Annotated in this window: 16 protein-coding genes and 1 pseudogene; 6 read left to right on the forward strand and 11 right to left on the reverse strand. The window is 65.9% G+C overall.

Going from position 1 to position 17,429, the window contains the following annotated elements; genetic code table 11:
• Nucleotides 1-386 precede the first annotated feature (386 nt).
• Nucleotides 387-1,280, forward strand: a complete 894-nt coding sequence (locus E0H26_RS25320) for a PIN domain-containing protein (protein WP_206025364.1) — start codon at nt 387-389, stop codon at nt 1,278-1,280.
• A 56-nt stretch (nt 1,281-1,336) separates the two neighbouring features.
• On the opposite strand, the gene E0H26_RS25325 is transcribed toward E0H26_RS25320, so the two are convergent.
• The 10 genes and pseudogenes from E0H26_RS25325 to E0H26_RS25365 all read right to left on the reverse strand — a co-directional run bounded on the left by E0H26_RS25325 (nt 1,337) and on the right by E0H26_RS25365 (nt 11,808).
• Nucleotides 1,337-2,173 (reverse strand): sugar phosphate nucleotidyltransferase, encoded by an 837-nt coding sequence (locus E0H26_RS25325; protein ID WP_165521980.1) that lies wholly within the window; start codon nt 2,171-2,173, stop codon nt 1,337-1,339.
• Nucleotides 2,174-2,296: 123 nt separating this feature from the next.
• Nucleotides 2,297-4,462: a glycosyltransferase family protein gene (locus E0H26_RS25330; RefSeq protein WP_131307973.1), complete on the reverse strand. Its 2,166-nt coding sequence runs from the start codon at nt 4,460-4,462 to the stop codon at nt 2,297-2,299.
• Nucleotides 4,459-6,051, reverse strand: coding sequence for a hypothetical protein (locus E0H26_RS25335; RefSeq protein ID WP_131307975.1), 1,593 nt, complete (start codon nt 6,049-6,051; stop codon nt 4,459-4,461). The genes E0H26_RS25330 and E0H26_RS25335 overlap by 4 nt, the downstream gene beginning before the upstream one ends.
• A gap of 40 nt (nt 6,052-6,091) precedes the next feature.
• The gene (locus tag E0H26_RS25340) at nt 6,092-7,126 is read right to left on the reverse strand and encodes an Ldh family oxidoreductase (RefSeq protein ID WP_165521981.1); all 1,035 of its coding nucleotides are present in this window, start codon (nt 7,124-7,126) and stop codon (nt 6,092-6,094) included.
• 32 nt (nt 7,127-7,158) lie between these two features.
• Nucleotides 7,159-8,604 (reverse strand): glycoside hydrolase family 3 protein, encoded by a 1,446-nt coding sequence (locus tag E0H26_RS25345; protein ID WP_165521982.1) that lies wholly within the window; start codon nt 8,602-8,604, stop codon nt 7,159-7,161.
• A gap of 189 nt (nt 8,605-8,793) precedes the next feature.
• A pseudogene (locus tag E0H26_RS30645) lies at nt 8,794-8,931 on the reverse strand (helix-turn-helix domain-containing protein); the annotation flags it as partial.
• Nucleotides 8,932-8,961: 30 nt separating this feature from the next.
• Nucleotides 8,962-9,759, reverse strand: a complete 798-nt coding sequence (locus E0H26_RS25350) for a hypothetical protein (protein WP_131307981.1) — start codon at nt 9,757-9,759, stop codon at nt 8,962-8,964.
• Between the two features lie 211 nt (nt 9,760-9,970).
• Nucleotides 9,971-10,432 (reverse strand): hypothetical protein, encoded by a 462-nt coding sequence (locus E0H26_RS25355; RefSeq protein ID WP_131307983.1) that lies wholly within the window; start codon nt 10,430-10,432, stop codon nt 9,971-9,973.
• A 162-nt stretch (nt 10,433-10,594) separates the two neighbouring features.
• Nucleotides 10,595-11,545, reverse strand: coding sequence for an exonuclease/endonuclease/phosphatase family protein (locus E0H26_RS25360; protein WP_131307985.1), 951 nt, complete (start codon nt 11,543-11,545; stop codon nt 10,595-10,597).
• Between the two features lie 44 nt (nt 11,546-11,589).
• Nucleotides 11,590-11,808 (reverse strand): hypothetical protein, encoded by a 219-nt coding sequence (locus tag E0H26_RS25365; protein WP_131307987.1) that lies wholly within the window; start codon nt 11,806-11,808, stop codon nt 11,590-11,592.
• A gap of 449 nt (nt 11,809-12,257) precedes the next feature.
• Here E0H26_RS25365 and E0H26_RS25370 point away from each other — a divergent pair, with 449 nt between their 5' ends.
• The 5 genes from E0H26_RS25370 (at nt 12,258) to E0H26_RS25390 (ending at nt 16,899) form a co-directional block, all read left to right on the forward strand.
• A complete protein-coding gene (locus E0H26_RS25370; RefSeq protein WP_131307989.1) occupies nt 12,258-12,494 on the forward strand; it encodes a hypothetical protein in 237 nt (78 codons plus the stop codon).
• Nucleotides 12,495-12,620: 126 nt separating this feature from the next.
• Nucleotides 12,621-13,469, forward strand: a complete 849-nt coding sequence (locus E0H26_RS25375) for a helix-turn-helix domain-containing protein (protein ID WP_131307991.1) — start codon at nt 12,621-12,623, stop codon at nt 13,467-13,469.
• Between the two features lie 9 nt (nt 13,470-13,478).
• Nucleotides 13,479-13,682, forward strand: coding sequence for a DUF397 domain-containing protein (locus tag E0H26_RS25380; RefSeq protein ID WP_131307992.1), 204 nt, complete (start codon nt 13,479-13,481; stop codon nt 13,680-13,682).
• A gap of 400 nt (nt 13,683-14,082) precedes the next feature.
• Nucleotides 14,083-14,805, forward strand: a complete 723-nt coding sequence (locus tag E0H26_RS25385; protein WP_131307994.1) for a GGDEF domain-containing protein — start codon at nt 14,083-14,085, stop codon at nt 14,803-14,805.
• Nucleotides 14,806-15,465: 660 nt separating this feature from the next.
• Nucleotides 15,466-16,899: an NsdA family TPR-like regulatory protein gene (locus E0H26_RS25390; RefSeq protein ID WP_131307996.1), complete on the forward strand. Its 1,434-nt coding sequence runs from the start codon at nt 15,466-15,468 to the stop codon at nt 16,897-16,899.
• 27 nt (nt 16,900-16,926) lie between these two features.
• Here the strand turns inward: E0H26_RS25390 and E0H26_RS25395 are convergent, their stop codons facing one another.
• Complete coding sequence (locus tag E0H26_RS25395) at nt 16,927-17,166, reverse strand: winged helix-turn-helix domain-containing protein (protein WP_131307998.1); 240 nt, start codon at nt 17,164-17,166, stop codon at nt 16,927-16,929.
• Nucleotides 17,167-17,429 lie beyond the last annotated feature (263 nt).

The raw sequence follows: 17,429 nt of genomic DNA on the forward strand, positions 1-17,429 counted from the left end.
GCTGCCTGCCGCGTCGCTGGCCGGGCGCGACCCGTCCGGAGCGGGTGGGAACGCCGCTGGTCTGGGCCGGTGTTGCTGGAGCGGGCGACGAGAATCGAACTCGCACCGTCAGTTTGGAAGCAACCAGTCGATCATCCCGGGTGGCTCCGGCCGGTCCCGCGCAATGCCGTTGACCTGCTGTTACGTCTCAGCTTCGTCTCGGCATGTGGCGGGACCGGTCGGGTGATCCCGGACGGTTTCCTACCAAGATCCCTACCATCGTCCCGGCTCGTGTCGGGCTGTGTCGGGTGATCCCGGGCGTTGCCGCCGTCGCCCCGGCAGGCAGTCATCGCGTTGATGCCCGTCGCGGTACTGTAGCGCGTGGTGGTGCCTCTATCGTGGATGCCGTGACCCTCAGTTCTAGCAGGAAGCACAAGCCGCTGACGTATGTTGAGCGGCTGCTCGCTGACCTGGATGTCATCCATGACGAGTACGGCCAGATCCTCGAACGCTCGGCCATCGTCAACGTTGACCCCAATCGCCATGGCGGCGGCATCTTCGTCGGCTATGCCAGGTGGGGGTGGGTGAAGAGCGACGCCGCACTGGAGACGTCCCGGATGGCGCTACTGCGGAAGGTCCGCGATTGGGAGCCTCGGTTCCGACTTCTGTTCCCTCACGCGACGCCCACGGTTGCGGAGCGGCTCGACCGGGCCATCGGCCGGTTCGAACGCTGGCTTGTCCGCGAGCCTGATACCACCGTGCCGGCGACGGTGGACAAAGCAGCCGAAATGCTCGCTGCTGATGTCGCCGACTTGCGAGCGTTGGCTGGTTTGCTGCCAGCGGATGAGTACGCAGTTCGCCTCGTTGTCGATACCAATACCCTGATCGACAATCCCGACCTTGCGGCCCATGTCCCGACACTAGGCCGCCGGTACATGGTCCATCTGCTGCCCGTTGTTCTGCGGGAAATCGACGATCTCAAACGTGGCGGACGCAATCAGGATCTCCGCGACGCAGCCCAGCGCGCCGACCGCCGTCTCAAAGGTCTGCGGACCAACGGCGACATCCGGGCCGGCGTGCGGGTGGCCGGTGACGTGTACGCGGTGTTTGAACACATCGAGCCCCGCCATGACGGACTTCCGTCCTGGCTTGACCTTGCGGTGCCGGACGACCGCTTCGTCGCCTCCGCGCTGCTCCTCCAGTCAGATCATCCTGGCTCCGCTCTGCACGTCGCTACCAGTGACATCAACCTGCAGACCAAGCTGGCGGCTGTCGGTTTGCCTTGCGTCGAACTGCCTTGACGATGAGGTCCTCGGAGTGCGAGTAAAGACCTCATCAGATAAACATGAGGCCATGATCAGCGGCTTAGTGCTGCGGCATTGTTCGCGGCGAGCCATCCGCTGATGTTGCCACAGTCATAGTAGGTGCCGATGGTGGGTGAAACTAGGACGTCATGGTCGGCTGCATACGCCTCAACTGCATCGGTGGTCTGGTATTCACCGGTGGCGGGATTCGGCTTTAGTTTATCGAAATATGTGACGATCTCGCCGGGCAGGAAGTAGCGGCTGATGTTGATGTAGCAGGTGGGCTTTTGCCAGTCTCGGGGCTTTTCGAGCATTTCGGCGAGGATGTGGGTGGTGGCGTCGCGGTCACGCGTCGATAGGACGCCGTAGCGATGTGCTTGGGTGCCGTCGACAGTGGCAGCAGCGAGGGCTGCTGGTGTTCCGGCTCGTTCTCGGCGGGCAATGAGGTCGGCTAGATCGCTTCCACCATCAGCGCGAAGCAGGAGGTCGTCGCCAGCAAGAAGCAGGAAGTCGTCACTGTCGATGAAGTCTTTTGCGACCATGGCGGGTACGGCGGTGCCGTACCGGTTGTCGCGGGGCTGTTCGATGAATGTGAAGTCGGCGAGGTCTTGGAGGCGGGCAGCCGGTTCCCATTTGTCAGTCCATCCCCTGTTGTGGAAGTAAGCTTCCATTTCCGGATCCGGGGAGAAGTAGTGGCGGACCTGGCTTCCGGCCTGGCCTGGGGCGGTGACGATGGCAATCTTGGTGATGCCGGCGAGGATGCAGTCTTCGACTGCGTACTGCACGACTGGTTTGTTGAGGACGGGCAGCATGCACTTGTTGAGGGTTTTCGCGACGGGGAAGAATCTGCTGCCGAATCCCGCAACGGCAATAACGGCTTTGGTAACCACAGGCAGTGTCTTCCCCTTCGCTTTGGCCGTGTCGGTGGCCAGTGTACGTAGGGGTGAGTTGGTGCGTGGTGCGTCTACCGAAGTTGGCGCTCGTCTTGTCGCTCCTCGCTGGCCCTGTTGCGGTCAGGCGGGGCTCTCGATGGCGTCTTGGCTCGATGTAGACGGCCTTTTGGCTGGCCCGGCCGGGCGGATCGTGACGGGGGTGGCTGCTTGCCGCCGTGTGGCATGTGCGAGTCCCCCGGCGTCGGCGATGAGAGTGAGGGTGGGGGTGGGGCGACGGCCGGGTGTGAACCGGTGTCGGTGCGCTTGCTGGCGGACGTGGCTGAGCATGGCGTCGTAGTCGCGTGGTGTGCCTACGGCCCCGTCGGTCCATTGGTGCAGGGCGCAGATGCCGGTTTCGTTGATGGTTTGGCCGGCGAGGTGGGTGAGGGCTAGTAGTTCGGTGTCGAAGCTGAGGTGTCGGTCGCGGGTGGCGGGGAGGATGTCGCGGAGTAGGCCGGCGGGGAAGGCTTTGAAGCCGGCTTGGGGGTCGTTGACGTGGTCGAGGTCGAGTAGTTCGGCGACGGCCTGTTGGTAGAGCTGGTTGGTGCGGGTGGGACCGGTGGGCGGGTAGTAGCCGTGGGCGTCGGGGGTGCGGCGGGAGCCGATCGTCGCGCCTGTGCCGGGGGCTGCGGCGAGGGCGTGGAGGAGGAGCCCGAGTTGGTCGAGGGGGTAGGTGAGGTCGGCGTCGGTGTAGGCGAGGGTGGGGTATCCGGCGTCGAGCAAGCGTGCGAGGCCCCACAGGACCGCGCCGCCTTTCGCCGTGTCGTCGGGGCTACTAGCGGGCTGTGTCGCGTTGTCGTCGCTGGTCGCGCCGGCCTGGTAGGGGTAGGCGGCGATGGTGGTGATAAGTCCTGGAGTGGCCGGGTGGTCGGCCAGGATCCGGCGGAGGGACAGGGCGGAGTCGCCGGTGGGGCTCTCGTCGACGAAGAGGATGCCGACCCGTGCCTCGGGTGTGGTGTTGATCAGCCAGGCGAGCTGGGCGAGTTTGACGCGGGCGGCGTTTTGGCCATGCGGGTTGTCTGGCGAGGACGGTGCGAGGCGTGGGGTTTCGTCGCGCAGGGGGATGACGATGCCGACGTTGATGGGCTTCGTGGCGTCGATGAGGTGGCTCTTGGAGCGGGCGGCTTTGACGGCGGCCATGAATCCGGTGATGTGCAGGTCACCTGGCATGCGGTGGCGGTGGAGTTTGGCTAGGCCGCGGGCGAAGGCGAGCAGGTGGGTGTCGTCGGTGAAGCGGTCGAGGGGGCGGATGCCGTGGTAGCCGGTGAGCCGGTCGGCAACCGCGTGGAGTAGTTGTCTTCCGGCAGGGTCGGTTGCCCAGTATGCGGTAGGAGTGTCTGGGTGGGCGCGGGCATGCTCAGCGAGAAGGTGGTAGGCGGTGACGAGAACTCGTTGGTGCGGCTCGTAGGCAGCGCCGTCGTAGGTGCTTGCGTTGGCAGCCCACACCGCTTCCCACGCCTGGACCACAGCCTCATCATCCGTCTCGCATGCAGAATGTGGCGCCTGCGCGCGGCATGCGTTCGTGGGTGGCCCATCTCGGAGAGAGTTCACCATCTCGGTGGCGGCGGCTACGTCCGCCGAGGTGTGGACGGTGGCTTCCACGCGGGCGAGGAAGGCTTCTATGGCTCGGGTGAGACCGCCGTGCTGGGCGGCGTAGTCATCAAGGATGGCGGCTCGTTGTTCGGTCAGTGGTGCGACGAGGATGGCGTGCTTGGTCCGCGTCACCAGTGGCGCGGCGAGGTCGATGAACGGGTCCGGTTGTTGCCGGTCGCGGGCGTTGAGGAGGGCCTCGACGGTGGGTAGCCGGTCTGGGGTGAGTTGGTCGCAGGCCAGGGTGCCGGTGAGGGCTTGAACCAACGTTTCCGGATTGGCGTTGGCAGCGTGGCGGTGGAATCGGTCGGTGGTGATGAACGCGGCGTCGATGGCGTCCGGTCGGTGTTCGAGTGCGGCGATGGTGCGGGCGAATCGGTGGCAGCCGTCGGTTGTGGGAAACAGCAGGGCGCGCAGTCGGCCCGTGCTGATCTGTAGCTCCGGGCGGTGGGCGACGAGGGTGGTTAGGACGTCGAGGGGCAGGGTCGCGCGGGCGTCGAGGATCTGTGTGAGCGGGCCGGCGGTATCCGGGTGGTGGACGGTCAGCAGAGTTCGTAGCGCTGCCGGGTCGGTGCTGTGTCGGGCGAGGGCGAGCGCGAGAGCGCGGTGCTGTGCTACCGGTGCGGGGCGGGTGAGCAGTGGGCTGGCCGGGTTCATCGCGCCACCTCCGTTAGCGCCAGCGTGCGGGTGATCTTTGTTGCGGCTTGGTACTCGGTGTCGACCGGGTAGAGCAGGTTCTGCCTCAGGAAGGTGCGCTCGAACGGGTTGATGTCGTCGTGGATCGTGACCGCGCCGCCCGCGATGGTGAACCGAGTGTGGGGCCGCTGCATGCGAGCGAGCAGGTGGCGAACCTGCTCGGATGCCGGTGTGGGGGCGGAGGCGCACACGGCGTGTTGGGTCAGGGGACAGCGCAGGCGGCAGTTGGTCTCCGGCTGGTCGTGGTGGGCGTTGTAGTCGGGCAGGTAGCGGCCCCGCACGACGACCCGTCCGCAGGAGGAGCGCTTCAACACCGCAGGCCGGTCCGCCTCGGGCACGTCGCGGTACACGTCATCGAAGATGGCCATGATGCGGCGCTCGGTGTCGGCGGTGAGCAACTTCTTCCCGGGGGCGAAGCTGCCGGCGGGGAGCGGTAGGCCGTAGGAGATGAACGAGTTGACGTGGTCGTCGGAGAACTTGAGGCCGCCGAGGACGACGACGCGAGCGCCGACGTCTCTGAAGGTGAGCCAGACGGAGCGGATGTGCGCGTCGGTGGTGTTGAGTCCTTCGGCGATCGGCCGGTAGTAAGCCAGCACGTTGAGCCGGGATTGCAGGGCGCGGCGTAGGAAGTCGAGGCGCTTGGCCCGATTTGGTGGCTCTACGGACTCGGGCATGGCCGCGTAGCAGATGTTGATGTCCAAGTCGACGTTGCGCATTGCCTCTAGCTCGGCGATCTGCTGGTCGGACAGGCCGTACTTGGTGATGCAGCTGACCCGGTTGGTCAGACCAAGCGAGTCCATCCGCTTTAACGCTTGCAGGGTTCGGGGCCAGAGCTGCGGGATGAACGCCTCAGACGTGGACATGTGCAGGCCGACCGGGGTCACGTGCGGGGTGAACCACGGGTGGGCCAGCAACCGTTCGACCGCCTCGTCCGCCCCAATGAACTCGACCGGCTTCCAAGTGCCGAGGTAGCCGTCGACGGTGTCGCCCTCACGGCGGTAGCAGTAGGCGCACATCAGCGGACAGCCGATACCCATGTCGACGCTCATCCCGCCCTTCATCTGGCTGACCAAGTAACTCGTGTTCAGCCCGTCAGGACCGGCGGCACGCTGGGATTCGAGGATCTGCCGTGGCGGCATCACCGGCTGGTAGCCGGGGTCGAGAGTGCTCTTGAGCGCCAGCGGGGCCATGGGGCTGCCGACGATCCCCGGGTACTCAAACGACAGGTGGAGGACGAACCGGAGCGCGTCGACCTCGACCGGAGCGAGGTGGTGCGTGGCGGTGAGCGGGGTGACGATCCGACTCCCGGTTTCGAGGAACGGCACCCGCCGCTCGGCCGGCTCGTGCAGCATCCGATCGTGGATGACGGCAGTGAGCGCACGGTCCAGGCGGCTGCTGCCGGCTGGGCTGCCGCCCTGGTGGGCTAGGCGAGCGACCTCGACAGCCAGGTACGGATCAGTCAGTGGCCGTAGATCCATCAGCCGGTCGCAGAGACCGGCGCGTACGGCCGGGTCGCTCAGCGGACTTCCGGCGGTTGTGCTGCTGGTCATCGATCCTCCAAGACGTTGGCGAGTGTCGGACGACGGCAGGTCAGGTCGTGCCGATGAGGTGATCGGTGAGCAGACGAAGATCGACGCCCTGACCGCGTCCGGCATCGAGCAACGATTCGAGGTGCGCTGGATCGAGCCCGATGCCATCGCGTTCGGTCTCGGCTACGGCTGCCCAGGCTCGATCGCCGGGCATCCGCGCCCCGTAGCTACCCGGGGCCGGACGGGCGGTGCGGATGGCTTCTGCGAGCTGCTCGACCTTGTCGCCGAACTGGCCAGCGACGCCGAGGACGGCCGGCGAGACGGTAATGGTGAGTAATCCCCGGCCCTCGGTGGAGGGCAGCGCTGACGCGCCGGTGAGTGGCCCGACGAGGACGGCGGCGACCGCCGCCAGCGCTGAGCCCTTTTCTCCCAGCGTTCGGAGCACCGCCGCCTGGTGCGGGTCCTGCGTAGGATCTCCGTTCCCGTCGTACGCCCAGCCCTCCGGTAGCGGGCGGTCGGCGTCGCGGTAGGTTCTGGCCAGCGTGCCCCAGGAGGTTGACGCGGTAGCGCAGTCGACCAAGACGGGCGGCCGGTCGCTGTTCGGTGTGGCGATTGCCAGTGGGATCGTGCCGAGGACCGCCAGGTTCGTGCCGTGCGGGGCCACGGAAGCGCTGCCGGTCTGGCCGAGAACGATCGTGACCATGCCGGCCTGCGCCCCCAGCAGCGCGGAGGACCCGGCTGCGCCGATGTGCCCGCATCGGACGGCAGCGACCACCGCTGCCCCTCCCACGGCGGCCAGCCGCACCGCCCGTCGTACCGCGACCGCCGCTGCCCATGGCCCGACCGCTCGGTCCGCGTCTAGCCGCAGGCACACCCCCGCCCCCTCGACAGCCCGGATCCGGGGTCGTGGGTTGAGGCTTCCGTCGGCCAGCTTGGCGAGGTAGGAGGCGACCTTTCGGGTGCCGTGGGACAACACGCCGCGTCGGTCCGTGTCAACCTGCATCTGTGCCACCGTCCGCGCAGCAGCCACCGGAAGACCCCGCTGTAGGTAGCAGGCAGTCACGTACTCCACTAGCCGGTCGGCCGGCACCCGCACGGCCGCCAGTGGCGGTGTCTCGCCCGTCCCGGTCAAAGGTCTCTCCTTGCGGGAACGGGTAGCGCTCCGGTAGGGCGATGAGTTCCGAAGATCGTGCGGACGGCAGCGCGGACGCTGGCCGGGTCGGGGCTGTAGGTGGTTATCGCGACGTGAGCCGGTGTATGGGCCAGGTCGGCAGGGTCGCCAGTCGCCAGGTGGATGACCGGACGGCCTTGTTCGGCGAGTGCTCCGATGGTGGCGCGATAGTTGTAGCGGCCGTGGCAGGCGTTGTGCGTCACCACCACCACCACCTCCCACCGGGCAGCGTCGAGAACGCCAGGTGAGGTGTCCGTGTTCACGGTGAGGGTCTCGATGCTGTGGTGGAACTCGGTGAGTAAACCGGAAAGGACATAGGGCGTCCGCCACGAGCTGTCCGCACGAAGACCTCTCACTGGCGGAACTCGGACGACGCCCAGCACACCGTGGGGCGGTACTCGGAGCGGCAGGATGCGGGCGTTGCCCCGTACCACGGTCACCCCCGCCTGGGCTACGCGGAGGCAGACCTCCGATGCCGTGCGACTCAAAGCACGTAACGCAAACTCGTCTCCGAGGTCGGCCGGCTGTGCGATGCCGTGCCGTCTCACGACGGCGTCGACTCGGGCGACAGAGGCGAGCAACCGATCCGAGGTCAGACGGCCCTTCTCAACTGCCTCCACCACGGCGGCGACGACTGCGGCCCGGCGGATCGCCAGTGAGGTGTTGGAGTGCCGCACCGCGTCAGCGGGCTTGCGGCGGGATACCTCCGAATCCACCATCAGCAGGTCGGCACCGGCCTCCAGCGCCCTAACCGCAGCCTCACCAATGCCCCCAACAGCACGGATGATCGCCGGGATCGAGAGGTTCTCCGTCACGATCACGCCGCCAAAGCCGAGCTGGTCCCGTAGCAGTCCTTGCACGATCCTCGGTGAGAAGATCGCCGGTACGTCGTCGATGTCGGCGACCACATGACTGCCCACCATGACCGCGCTGGCTCCGGCCGTGACGGCTGCCTCGAACGGCAGCAACGCCCCGTGCGACAGTCGATCAAGTCTGCCGATCGTGGTGTGCGGGTCGGCGTCTACTCCACCGAGCCCGGGGAAGTGCTTGGCGGTCGCCGCGACACCGGCACCCTCCAAGCCGTCCACGAAGGCCGCCGCGAGAGCGGCTACCTGCTCGGGGTCGCTGCCGAAACACCGCGTACCCAACGCCGGGTTCCCGTGCCCCAGATACAGGTCGCAGACCGGTGCCAGGTTCCATGTCAGCCCGATAGCCCGGAGTTGGCTGCCGGTCGCTACTCCCGCCTCCCGCGCCAGTTCTGGACTGCCCGCAGCGCCAAGGGCCATCGCGCCGGGCAACAGGCTCAGGTCTGGCCAATCCGCTGCGTTGAGTCGTCCACCTTCCTGGTTGACCGTCAGCGCCAACGGCCCGTCAGCGAGAGCATCAGCCAACACCGCGCGCACGGCGCGGCTTGTGGGTACCGCGCCCTTCGACAGTCGGCCCACACCGGCGCCGAACCGGACCGAGATTCGCCGGTCCTCTTCGTCGCCGAGCAGGCGCCGGAAGCCGGGGCGGACCAGCCTCGTCACCAGCGCGGACAGCTCGCCATCCGTCGTCAGAGGATTGGCCTTACCGGCCGTGCGGCGGGTGCTGCCCCGAGGACGCATGGTTACGCCGGCCTTGCGGAGCTGTTGATGCACCCATCCGTAGGACCGCCCGGTCTCGGCGGCGATCCACCGGATCGGCCAACCACTGTCGTACCGCGCTAGCACGTCGCTCGTTGGCGTCATGTCGTCACCTTTCGCCGCCGCTGGTGCGGATCACTCAGCCGGACGTGCCTGGCGGCCGTGCTCGTAAAGCTCGTACTGGAACAGGGACGCCGGTGCGGTGTTGAGGGCTTCCTCGTACGCGAGCAACGCGCCGGTGACACGGTCGAATGTCAACGTCGTGGTGGACCCGCCAGCGTTGAGGCTCACGGAGAATCCGGGGCGGCCGGTGATGTCTGCGGCCTCACCGTCGTAGCGCAGGGTCGGGATGGTCGCCAGGACCCGGAGGATCGCCGCGCGCCGGTGCAGGTCGAGGTACTGGGAGCGGTTGATATTGGCCGTCGCGGCAAGCAGCGCGGTCGGTCCTGCTTCCGGCGGCGCGGTGGTACCCATCCGCTCGATCAGCTCGGCGGTGTCGGTCGGGATCGGTTCTGGCAATGCGGGCGGTAGCCGACCAGGGGTGTACGTCTCGCGCGTCGGCTCGGCCTTGTCGAACACCTTCAGTTCGTCGCCACCGGGACGGCGAGTCAGAAGGGGCCGGTCGGCGGCGCGTCGCTCGATGATCACACCCGAGCCGTCCGGATGCCGCCAGCGTTCGGACTCGAACCGGGCGAGCACGGTGCTGGCTCGCGCCCAATGCCAGATGCGGACGTAGGAGTAGGGACCGGGGTGCGCGTCGTCGGGCACCGCCGCCAGCCGGTCAGCCAAGCGCAAAAGCTGGTCGCGGACGGTGGTCGGCCTCGCCGCTGTGGTGACGGGGGCTGATGGCATGAGGGTGCTGGGATGGGTCGGCGTGACCGGCACGGGATCTGCCGACACCAACGGCGCGGCGACGGCGGCGATGAGGATCACGGCCCCGGCAGCGGACGCGCCGAGAGCACGGACAGGAAGGCGGCGCCTACGCGTGACAGTCATGATTCCTTCTCCTGCTTCCTGCCATCTCCGGTCGTGCGCGTCCCGGGCGCTCGCTGCGGATCCGGTGTGGTCCGGCTCGGCCGGCGGGAGCCACGGCGTGAAGGCCGCGCGTAGTCGGCCGTAGCGATAAGGAACTGGTCGGTGGTTGTCATCGGGCAATTACCATCGTGTGCGAGGCGAGTTGGGTAAGGGTTTCCTGGAGGCGATCGGCGGCGAGAGCGGCCAAGATGAGGGCCATCGCCGGTCGGGCCTTGTCAGCAATGTCCTGGCCGCTGGGCGCGCTCAACTGCCGGATGAACAGCAGCGCAGTGCGGGCGTAGTGGGCCGCGTGGGTAGCTGGGCTGCCGTCACGTCGCAGGTCATCCTCGGTAATCGACTCGGGGTGCGGTGTCTGGCCGGCAAGCAGCACGTGGGCCGCATGGAGGTAAGCCTCCGCATCAGCAAGCGCAGCGCTGACGTGGGCGGATTCGACGGGGCAGTGGGCAAGGTGCCGCTGTGCGAGGTCTGTGCACTCGGAGGCGATTTTGACGCACTGTGCCGGGCTGGTCTGCCGGACGTCGTGGGCCGACGCCCACGAACGGCCGATCGGCAGTGCGAGGGGCCTCGTCATGGTGCCTCGTCCGGTGCCGCTGTGATCCGGGCCGTACTCTGTACCACCAGGCGAGGGGTTGGCTTCGGCGAGCGCGGAAGGGGCGTGCCGAACTGCCAGCGGTGGGGTTTCGGGCAACGGCATGGACTCCTCATAACGATGTGGAAGCGGCAGACCAGCCGGCTAGAGGTCGAGGCTGGCTCTGACGCGGTGGTGGTCAGATGGGGCGGGGAGCTGTGGGTCCGGCACGTGTACGCGGTACTCGGCAGCGACCACGAATCGCGCCATCGCCGTGTTGACAAGCAACCAGTCGATGAGCTGGGCACCTCCGGCGTCGACCTTTTCGGCGACGGTCGGGTGTAGCGCGTTGGGGACGCCGGCTCGCCATGCCATCTCTGCGATGGCTTGGAATCCGCACCCGTCCACCCGGCTCCAGTGGGTCTCGTCCCAGGCGCCGATGAGGTGGTCGATGGGGTCGGTGTCGGAGACCCATGTGCCGTCTGGGAGGCGGCGGGCCTTGTGGCTGCGTGCCCGGTAGCTGGCGGCTGTCCAGTCCCGCTGCGGCAGGTGCGGGCCTGAAGCGGTGGCGTTGAGGTCACCAGCGACCAGGACCGGCAGCTCGTGCCCACCGAAGTGGTCGATCAGCCCGGCCTCTTGGCGACGCCGCACCCCGGAGTGATTGGACCAGTGCCGCGCAAGTACCAGGAACTCGCGGTCACTGTCGTGAACACGGAAGTGGGCGAGGTTGTGCTTGTCGGCGTACCTTGAACGGCCGTGCCAGCGGAGCAGCTTCAAAACCTGCGGATCGTAGAAGACGGCCGGCGGGTAGGGGCCGCGCTCGCACCAACCCAGCTCAGCGCAATATTCGACGCCTAGCTCGTCGGACAACACGTCGGCCGCAGCGAACAGGCCCGCCTGGCCGTCGTCGCCGTAGTGCTTGGCCTCGCACAGCACGATCAGCGCTGCTGGTGTTTCACCAGCGAAGGCGCGCCGCAGCCGATCGAAGTCGTACGAACCGTCTGCCCGACGGCCGCCGTCCTGGAAGTTGAACAGGTCAACCGCAATCACCAGAGCCGCCTCCTCTGCGACCGCAAACCAATGGGGAGCAGCGCCCTCGCTCCGCACGAGCGGCATACCGAGCTACCCGGAAGCGAGTCATGGTCACACTGATCGGCATGTCAAGGACCGGGCTCCCTGCCGCTGCCGGCCTGCTCGGCAGCGGACGTCGAGGTTCCCGCGTGTGCCTGGCTCAGGATGGTCGTCACGGCGTCGACCAAGGCCTGGCCCTGATCGAGACGGATGTGGTAAGACTGCCGACCCTCGGCGTCTCCCAACTCCAACCTGAGGAAGTCCGCCGGTTGCGGGTCGCCGACGAACCGGACGAGCTGGACGGCCACCTCGGTCGCGTAGTGCCTCGGTGTCGGGTTGCAGTCGAACGGGCGTCCGCGATGTGAGGGTGGCGGGGAGGCGGGATGGTATTCGGCATATCCAGAGGCCGAGCACTTGGCTGGCTCGCACCATGACGGATGTGCCAGGTCGTTGAACACCGCCGAGGATGATCTTCCCACGGGTCTAGTCCTTAGCGTCGATTCGAATGGCAGCGTGTGAGCAGGCTCCAGCCAACCGGCTCGTGCCGCACCGGGTAAGACCCCTCGAAGGTGCAACGGGGGGTGTGCCGGGCGTACATGCGGGACCGTTCGCAGCGGTCGGCCCGTGAGTTTGTGATTCGCAGTCTCAGTGTCAGACTGCGGGTGTCTTCCCATCGGCCGGAGGAGACGGCGCGGTGCCGCAAGGGACAGCATCTGCCCCATCCGGCACCGTGATCGATGTACGACGAGGAGGATCAATGTCGCGGCCCAAGCCCCGCCTCGAAGACCTACATCTCGATGTCGATCGCATCGAGTGGCGAGCGGTCGCCGCGGACACGAGCATCCATCTGGCTATCGTTGATGCCCACGGCGAGCGGTGGGTGCTGATGCGTTCGCCGGATCTGGTGTCCGTCTTCAGCGAGCACGAGTGGGAGTGCTTCCTGGACGGGGCGAAGAGGGGCGAGTTCGACGATCTCACTCGCCGTACCGGCTGAACGGACGCGGTTCCCACTCGCCCGGCCGCCCAGCGGACCGGGACTAGCACCTCCAGCAGCTCGTGTGAATCACATTTTCGCGGGCCAGTATGCTGTGAGGGACACCCTGTCAAGGAGGGAACGTCTGTGGCAACTGACGGGTACGGGGCGACGATCGCGAAGCGTCGACTCGCGCGTCGGCTGACGGAACTTCGGGTACGCGCCGGATACACCGCAAACCAGGTCTGCGACAAGCTGGCCTGGGGCCGAGGCAAGGTCGGCCGCTTCGAGGCCAACGCCTGGCGGCGTCCCGAGATGTCAGACATCCGAGACCTACTCCGGATCTACGGTGCCACGGATGACGAGTGCACGGAGCTGGAGCGCTTGGCCATCACCGCCCGAGAGCGGCCATGGTGGCGCGAGTACCCCGACGTGTTCGAGGATGGCGAGTTCGCCGGCTTCGAGGCCGACGCCACCACGATCAGCGCTTACATGCCGCTCATCGTGCCGGGACTGCTGCAGACGCGGGCCTACGCCGAAGCCTGGATCAGCAGGAGCCCTCGGCCGCCGGAGTGGCGTCATCGTGCGTTGGAGTCGCGGCTCCGCCGGCAGGAGATCCTTGTCCGGGAGCAGAAGCCTCCCAGATTGGTCGCGGTGATCACCGAAGCGTCGCTGATGTACCGATGGGGCACCCAGGACGATCGACGCGCGCAGGTGCAACACCTCGTCACGATGGGCCGGCGCCCGAATGTCGAAGTGCGCCTGCTGCGTTTCGCCGACGGCCTCCATCCGGGGATCAGCGGAATGATCAATATCTTTAGCTACCCCGACGACCCGGCCCTCGTGTTCATGGAGACCGACACCACGATCCGAGAGCTGAGCGACTTGGAGGACGCGAGGATGCACATGCTCCTGTTCAACGAGATCCGCGACGCCGCGCTGTCCCCCGCCAAGACCACGAAGCATCTGACGATGCTCGCAGAGACCCTGGAGTAGGAGTACGCGATGACCGACCTGTCTCAAGCCAGGTGGCGTAAGGCCAGCCGCAGCGGTTCCAGCAACGGCGGTTGCGTGGAGATCGCCACCAATCTGCCGGTGGTGGCCGCAATCCGCGACAGCACCCGCCCGGAGGAGGGTGTTCACGTCCTGAGCCGCGCCGCCTTCGGCGCCTTCCTCAATGATGTTAAGGCAGGCCGCTACGACTTGTGAGTGGTGACGAGAGCCTTGTGAAGGACCCCCAGGGAGACGACCCCCGGGGGTCCTTCACGTTCGGCCTGTCTCAAGGCACTACGCACCCTACCTCTCCATCGCCCGCTGCGGCATCACGCAGAAGCCCCGTCGACCGCGACGCACGCTGCCCATAAGAGATTTGCCCCTCGGTGCACACGCTGGGCGAACCCAGCCACGCACCTATCGCGCACCCCCCGACACGCTTGTCACGCTGTCCAGCGAATCGTAATCTGTGAAGCACAGATAGGTGGTTCGCTAACTCGGGAACGCCAATCTGCTGTACGCAAGGACAGGTGTGGGGGTGACCTTGCCTGGCCGCCGGCCCGCTGACGACGGTCCACAAGAGCGGTTCGGCCGATGCGATCTTGGGGAGGACTCGATGCGGCGAGCCACCATCGGCTCCGGTAACCATGACACTGGACGGGAGCCCCGCAGTGCACCCGCCGCGAGACTGCGGGCCAAGCTAGTCGCCGCACGACGCGAGGCCGACGAACTGCGGGATCAGCTCAGGCGTGCACGGTACGACGCATTCCACGATGCCCTCACCGGACTACCCAACCGGCGGGCACTGAGCGAACGAATCGATCATCAGCGGACATCATCGTCCGTCCTGGCCTGCGCCCTCATCGACTTGAACTGCTTTAAGCAGGTCAATGACTCCCATGGGCACCAGATCGGAGACGCGGTTCTCAGGGAGACCGCACGGCGGTTGGCGCACTACACCACCGACAACGGCCATTTCGCTGCACGGCTCGGCGGTGACGAGTTCATCGTTTTGTTCGATACCTCAACGAGGGCTAAGCCACCTGCCTCGGCCTCGACAGCGCTCCGTCGCCTGTTCACTGAACCTTTGGAGGTTCACGGCCTCCGCTTGAACGTGACGGCAGCCATCGGACTCGCCACGGTGAAGAGCGTCGAACCAGCCGACGCGCTCATGCAGCGCGCCGACATGGCTATGTACAAGGCCAAACGATCATTCCCCGAGAACAGGGACGCTGGAGCGTCGCAGGTTTCATCCGCGACGCAACGCGATCTGACTCAAGTCAGGGCTCGTTCGGGCCAGCCGGACGGATTGCCTCAGACCCCACGGACGGAAGGCTAGCGGAGATGCCCGCACCGATCATCGGCCCTGCATCACGAGACCAATCCGACGTCCGAGCTGCGAACGACTATCGAGAGATGGCGCGCGTCTGGGTGTACCAGAAAGGGGAATGGCGTCCCGGGATAGTCGAATTCTCATCACCTTGGGCTGCGACTGTCCGATTTCGCCCGCCGGGCGGGGCGGGTACGTCAGTCGATACGGTGATCGCCCAAGATCTAGCGATCCGCGAAGAGCAGGACGAGTATCTCGACAGCCCTGAGCTGCCACGTAGATCCGTGCGACCTATGGAGTCATGATGCCCAGTGCCCATGCCCGTAGGTATCAAGTTCGGCTCTCCGAAGCAGCCAGCGGACCAGCCGTAAGGGCGACGGTCAACCTTGATGCATGTGTAGTTACCTACTCTCTGCCGGACGGGTCGACGTGCACGATTGATGCCATAACTGCCCGCGCGCTACAGATGATTCTGCGCACAATAGTCTTCGACTCGCTTAGTCATGTCGGCCCTCGCCTCGTCGTCGAGCAGACACTCAAAGATGAGGACTAGACCGTCGGAACCTATTCCGAGTGGGCGAGTTGGGCGTGCACCTACGCCACATATTCCTATACTGGTGAATTTCGCCGCAGTCTACGGGCAAGAGCCAAACCATTAAAGGACCAGCGATGAACCTGCCATCTAACGTTGCGAATCCTGTTCTGGCGGTATTGATTAAAGGCTGCGGGTATCCCTCCCTCGCACAGCTCGCCACCGCGATAAACAAACATGGCAGCCAGCGCTATGGTGTGGAAACTAAGTACGACCACACGAGCGTCAAACGCTGGCTCCAGGGCGGGCGTTGTGAACACAAGGACGTAGTGGCCGAGGTTCTTGCGGCGGCCTGGGCCGTGCCGATAGCCCCAGAGATCATCTGGCCGGGAGCGCGGGAAGGCTCCCGGCCTCTACCAGCGCATTTCCATCCTGGCGTTGCGGCTCGCACCCTGGAGGTACTGGCGACAGCCGTGGTGCGCGATATGTTGACCAGCCGCGACCTGCTTGCCGACTCCGTCGACGTTGCGATTGGATCCGCGATTGTCGAACCTATCACCCGCTGGCTTCGGGCTGAGCCGGTTCGACTGGCGATTTCGGATCGACGGCGGCCGGGCCGCGTCAACCTGGCAGCCGTGGAGGAGGTCGAACGAGCCACGCGCCTTCTTGTTGCCACTGATGCGAGGCTCGGTGGCAGTGTCTGCCGCGAAGCCGCTATCGGTGAACTCAAGTACGCCGTGGATCTTCTGCGGACTGCCGACATTGACATCACGACCGGCAACCGCCTTCTATCGGCGATCGCAAAACTGGCCGGTGAGATCGGATGGATGAGTCACGACGCCGGCCTAGAGGGGCCTGCCCAGCAGTATTTCACGCTCGGACTACAGGCCGCACACGAGTCCACCGACCAGAGAGCCCCGTTCGTGGCCATCGGAATTCTCGCGGACATGGCGAGGCAGATGCGGAAGATCAACCAGCCGGAGTCTGGTCTACGCTTCATCGATCTCGGATTCGAGTACCTGCCAGAATATGCACGCGGGGGGCGGGTCGAGGCGATGCTCTGGAACCTTAAAGGACGTCTGCTATCCGTCATGGGACGCGCTCGCCGAAACGAAGTGGAGAGCGCAGTATGCCTCTCCTTTGAGATGTTCACACAGAGCAACGAGGTCGACTCACCGCCCTGGCAGCACGAAATTCTCAACTATATTGGAATCGCCGAGTTTCAGCGACACGCATCGGGCGCATACCTTGCACTCGCAGCGCAGGACGGGGGCGGCGATCGGTTCGCCGCAGAAGCTGAGAAGGCAGCATTGAAGGCCCTGGAAAGCTGGAGCCCCACGTTTCAAAGAGAAAAGGCATACAGCTTGATCGACCTTGCCCACGCTCGTTTTCTCCTCGACCGTCCTGACGAAGCCTGTGACGATGGAGAGCAAGCCATTCGGGCCGCAGCCCACATCATCGGATCCACGCATACTTCAGCCCGCCTAAAAGAGCTGCACGTAATCAGTGATCCATTTAGCAGCGAACGACGGGTAAAGGAGTTTCAAGGCTTACTGCGGGCAGTTGACTAGCCTTCCCGGCGCGAGCCGCCAGGCCGCTCAACTCTGCGTGCGGGCCACGTAGACGCCCCGGCCTTGGTGGCCTTGCAGGATACCTCGTTCCTGTAGGCGGGCGAGGGCCTGGCGGACAGTCGGTGCGGAGCATTCGTACTGTTCGCCGAGCTGTGCGGTGGATGGCAGTTTGTCTCCGGGCTTGAGTTCGCCGCGTTCGATGGCGGCTTCGATGTCGCGCATGATGCGGCGGAAGACCGGCTCGGCGGGCTGCGATGGTGTCGGCATGAGGGGCTCCTTGCGTGGGTGGCCGTGGCACCACCTCTGACCTGCGTTGGCTAGCGAACATAGTAAGCCCAGTTGACTTGTATTACTTTGCAACATAGGTTCTCGGTCGGGTCGAGGGCGCTCCCTGTCACAGGAGCGGAGGCGGAACCTCGGCCACCGCCTGCCCTTCCCGCGCCCACGGTTACCCCCCGTCGCTTCGTGGGGAGGGCAGGCCACCAGGCATGTCCGCATCATCCCTCAACTTGTATTACAAAGTAAGTGAG

Origin of the sequence: Micromonospora zingiberis, from assembly GCF_004331455.1 — a bacterium.
GTDB classification, from domain to species: Bacteria; Actinomycetota; Actinomycetes; order Mycobacteriales; family Micromonosporaceae; genus Micromonospora; species Micromonospora zingiberis.

Coding starts and splice junctions, on each gene's coding strand:
- E0H26_RS25330 (WP_131307973.1), bottom strand. CDS start 4,462: ATGAACCCGGCCAGCCCACTGCTCACCCGCCCCGCACCGGTAGCACAG.
- E0H26_RS25335 (WP_131307975.1), bottom strand. CDS start 6,051: ATGACCAGCAGCACAACCGCCGGAAGTCCGCTGAGCGACCCGGCCGTA.
- E0H26_RS25355 (WP_131307983.1), bottom strand. CDS start 10,432: ATGACGAGGCCCCTCGCACTGCCGATCGGCCGTTCGTGGGCGTCGGCC.
- E0H26_RS25360 (WP_131307985.1), bottom strand. CDS start 11,545: ATGCCGCTCGTGCGGAGCGAGGGCGCTGCTCCCCATTGGTTTGCGGTC.
- E0H26_RS25370 (WP_131307989.1), top strand. CDS start 12,258: ATGTCGCGGCCCAAGCCCCGCCTCGAAGACCTACATCTCGATGTCGAT.
- E0H26_RS25380 (WP_131307992.1), top strand. CDS start 13,479: ATGACCGACCTGTCTCAAGCCAGGTGGCGTAAGGCCAGCCGCAGCGGT.
- E0H26_RS25385 (WP_131307994.1), top strand. CDS start 14,083: ATGCGGCGAGCCACCATCGGCTCCGGTAACCATGACACTGGACGGGAG.
- E0H26_RS25390 (WP_131307996.1), top strand. CDS start 15,466: ATGAACCTGCCATCTAACGTTGCGAATCCTGTTCTGGCGGTATTGATT.
- E0H26_RS25395 (WP_131307998.1), bottom strand. CDS start 17,166: ATGCCGACACCATCGCAGCCCGCCGAGCCGGTCTTCCGCCGCATCATG.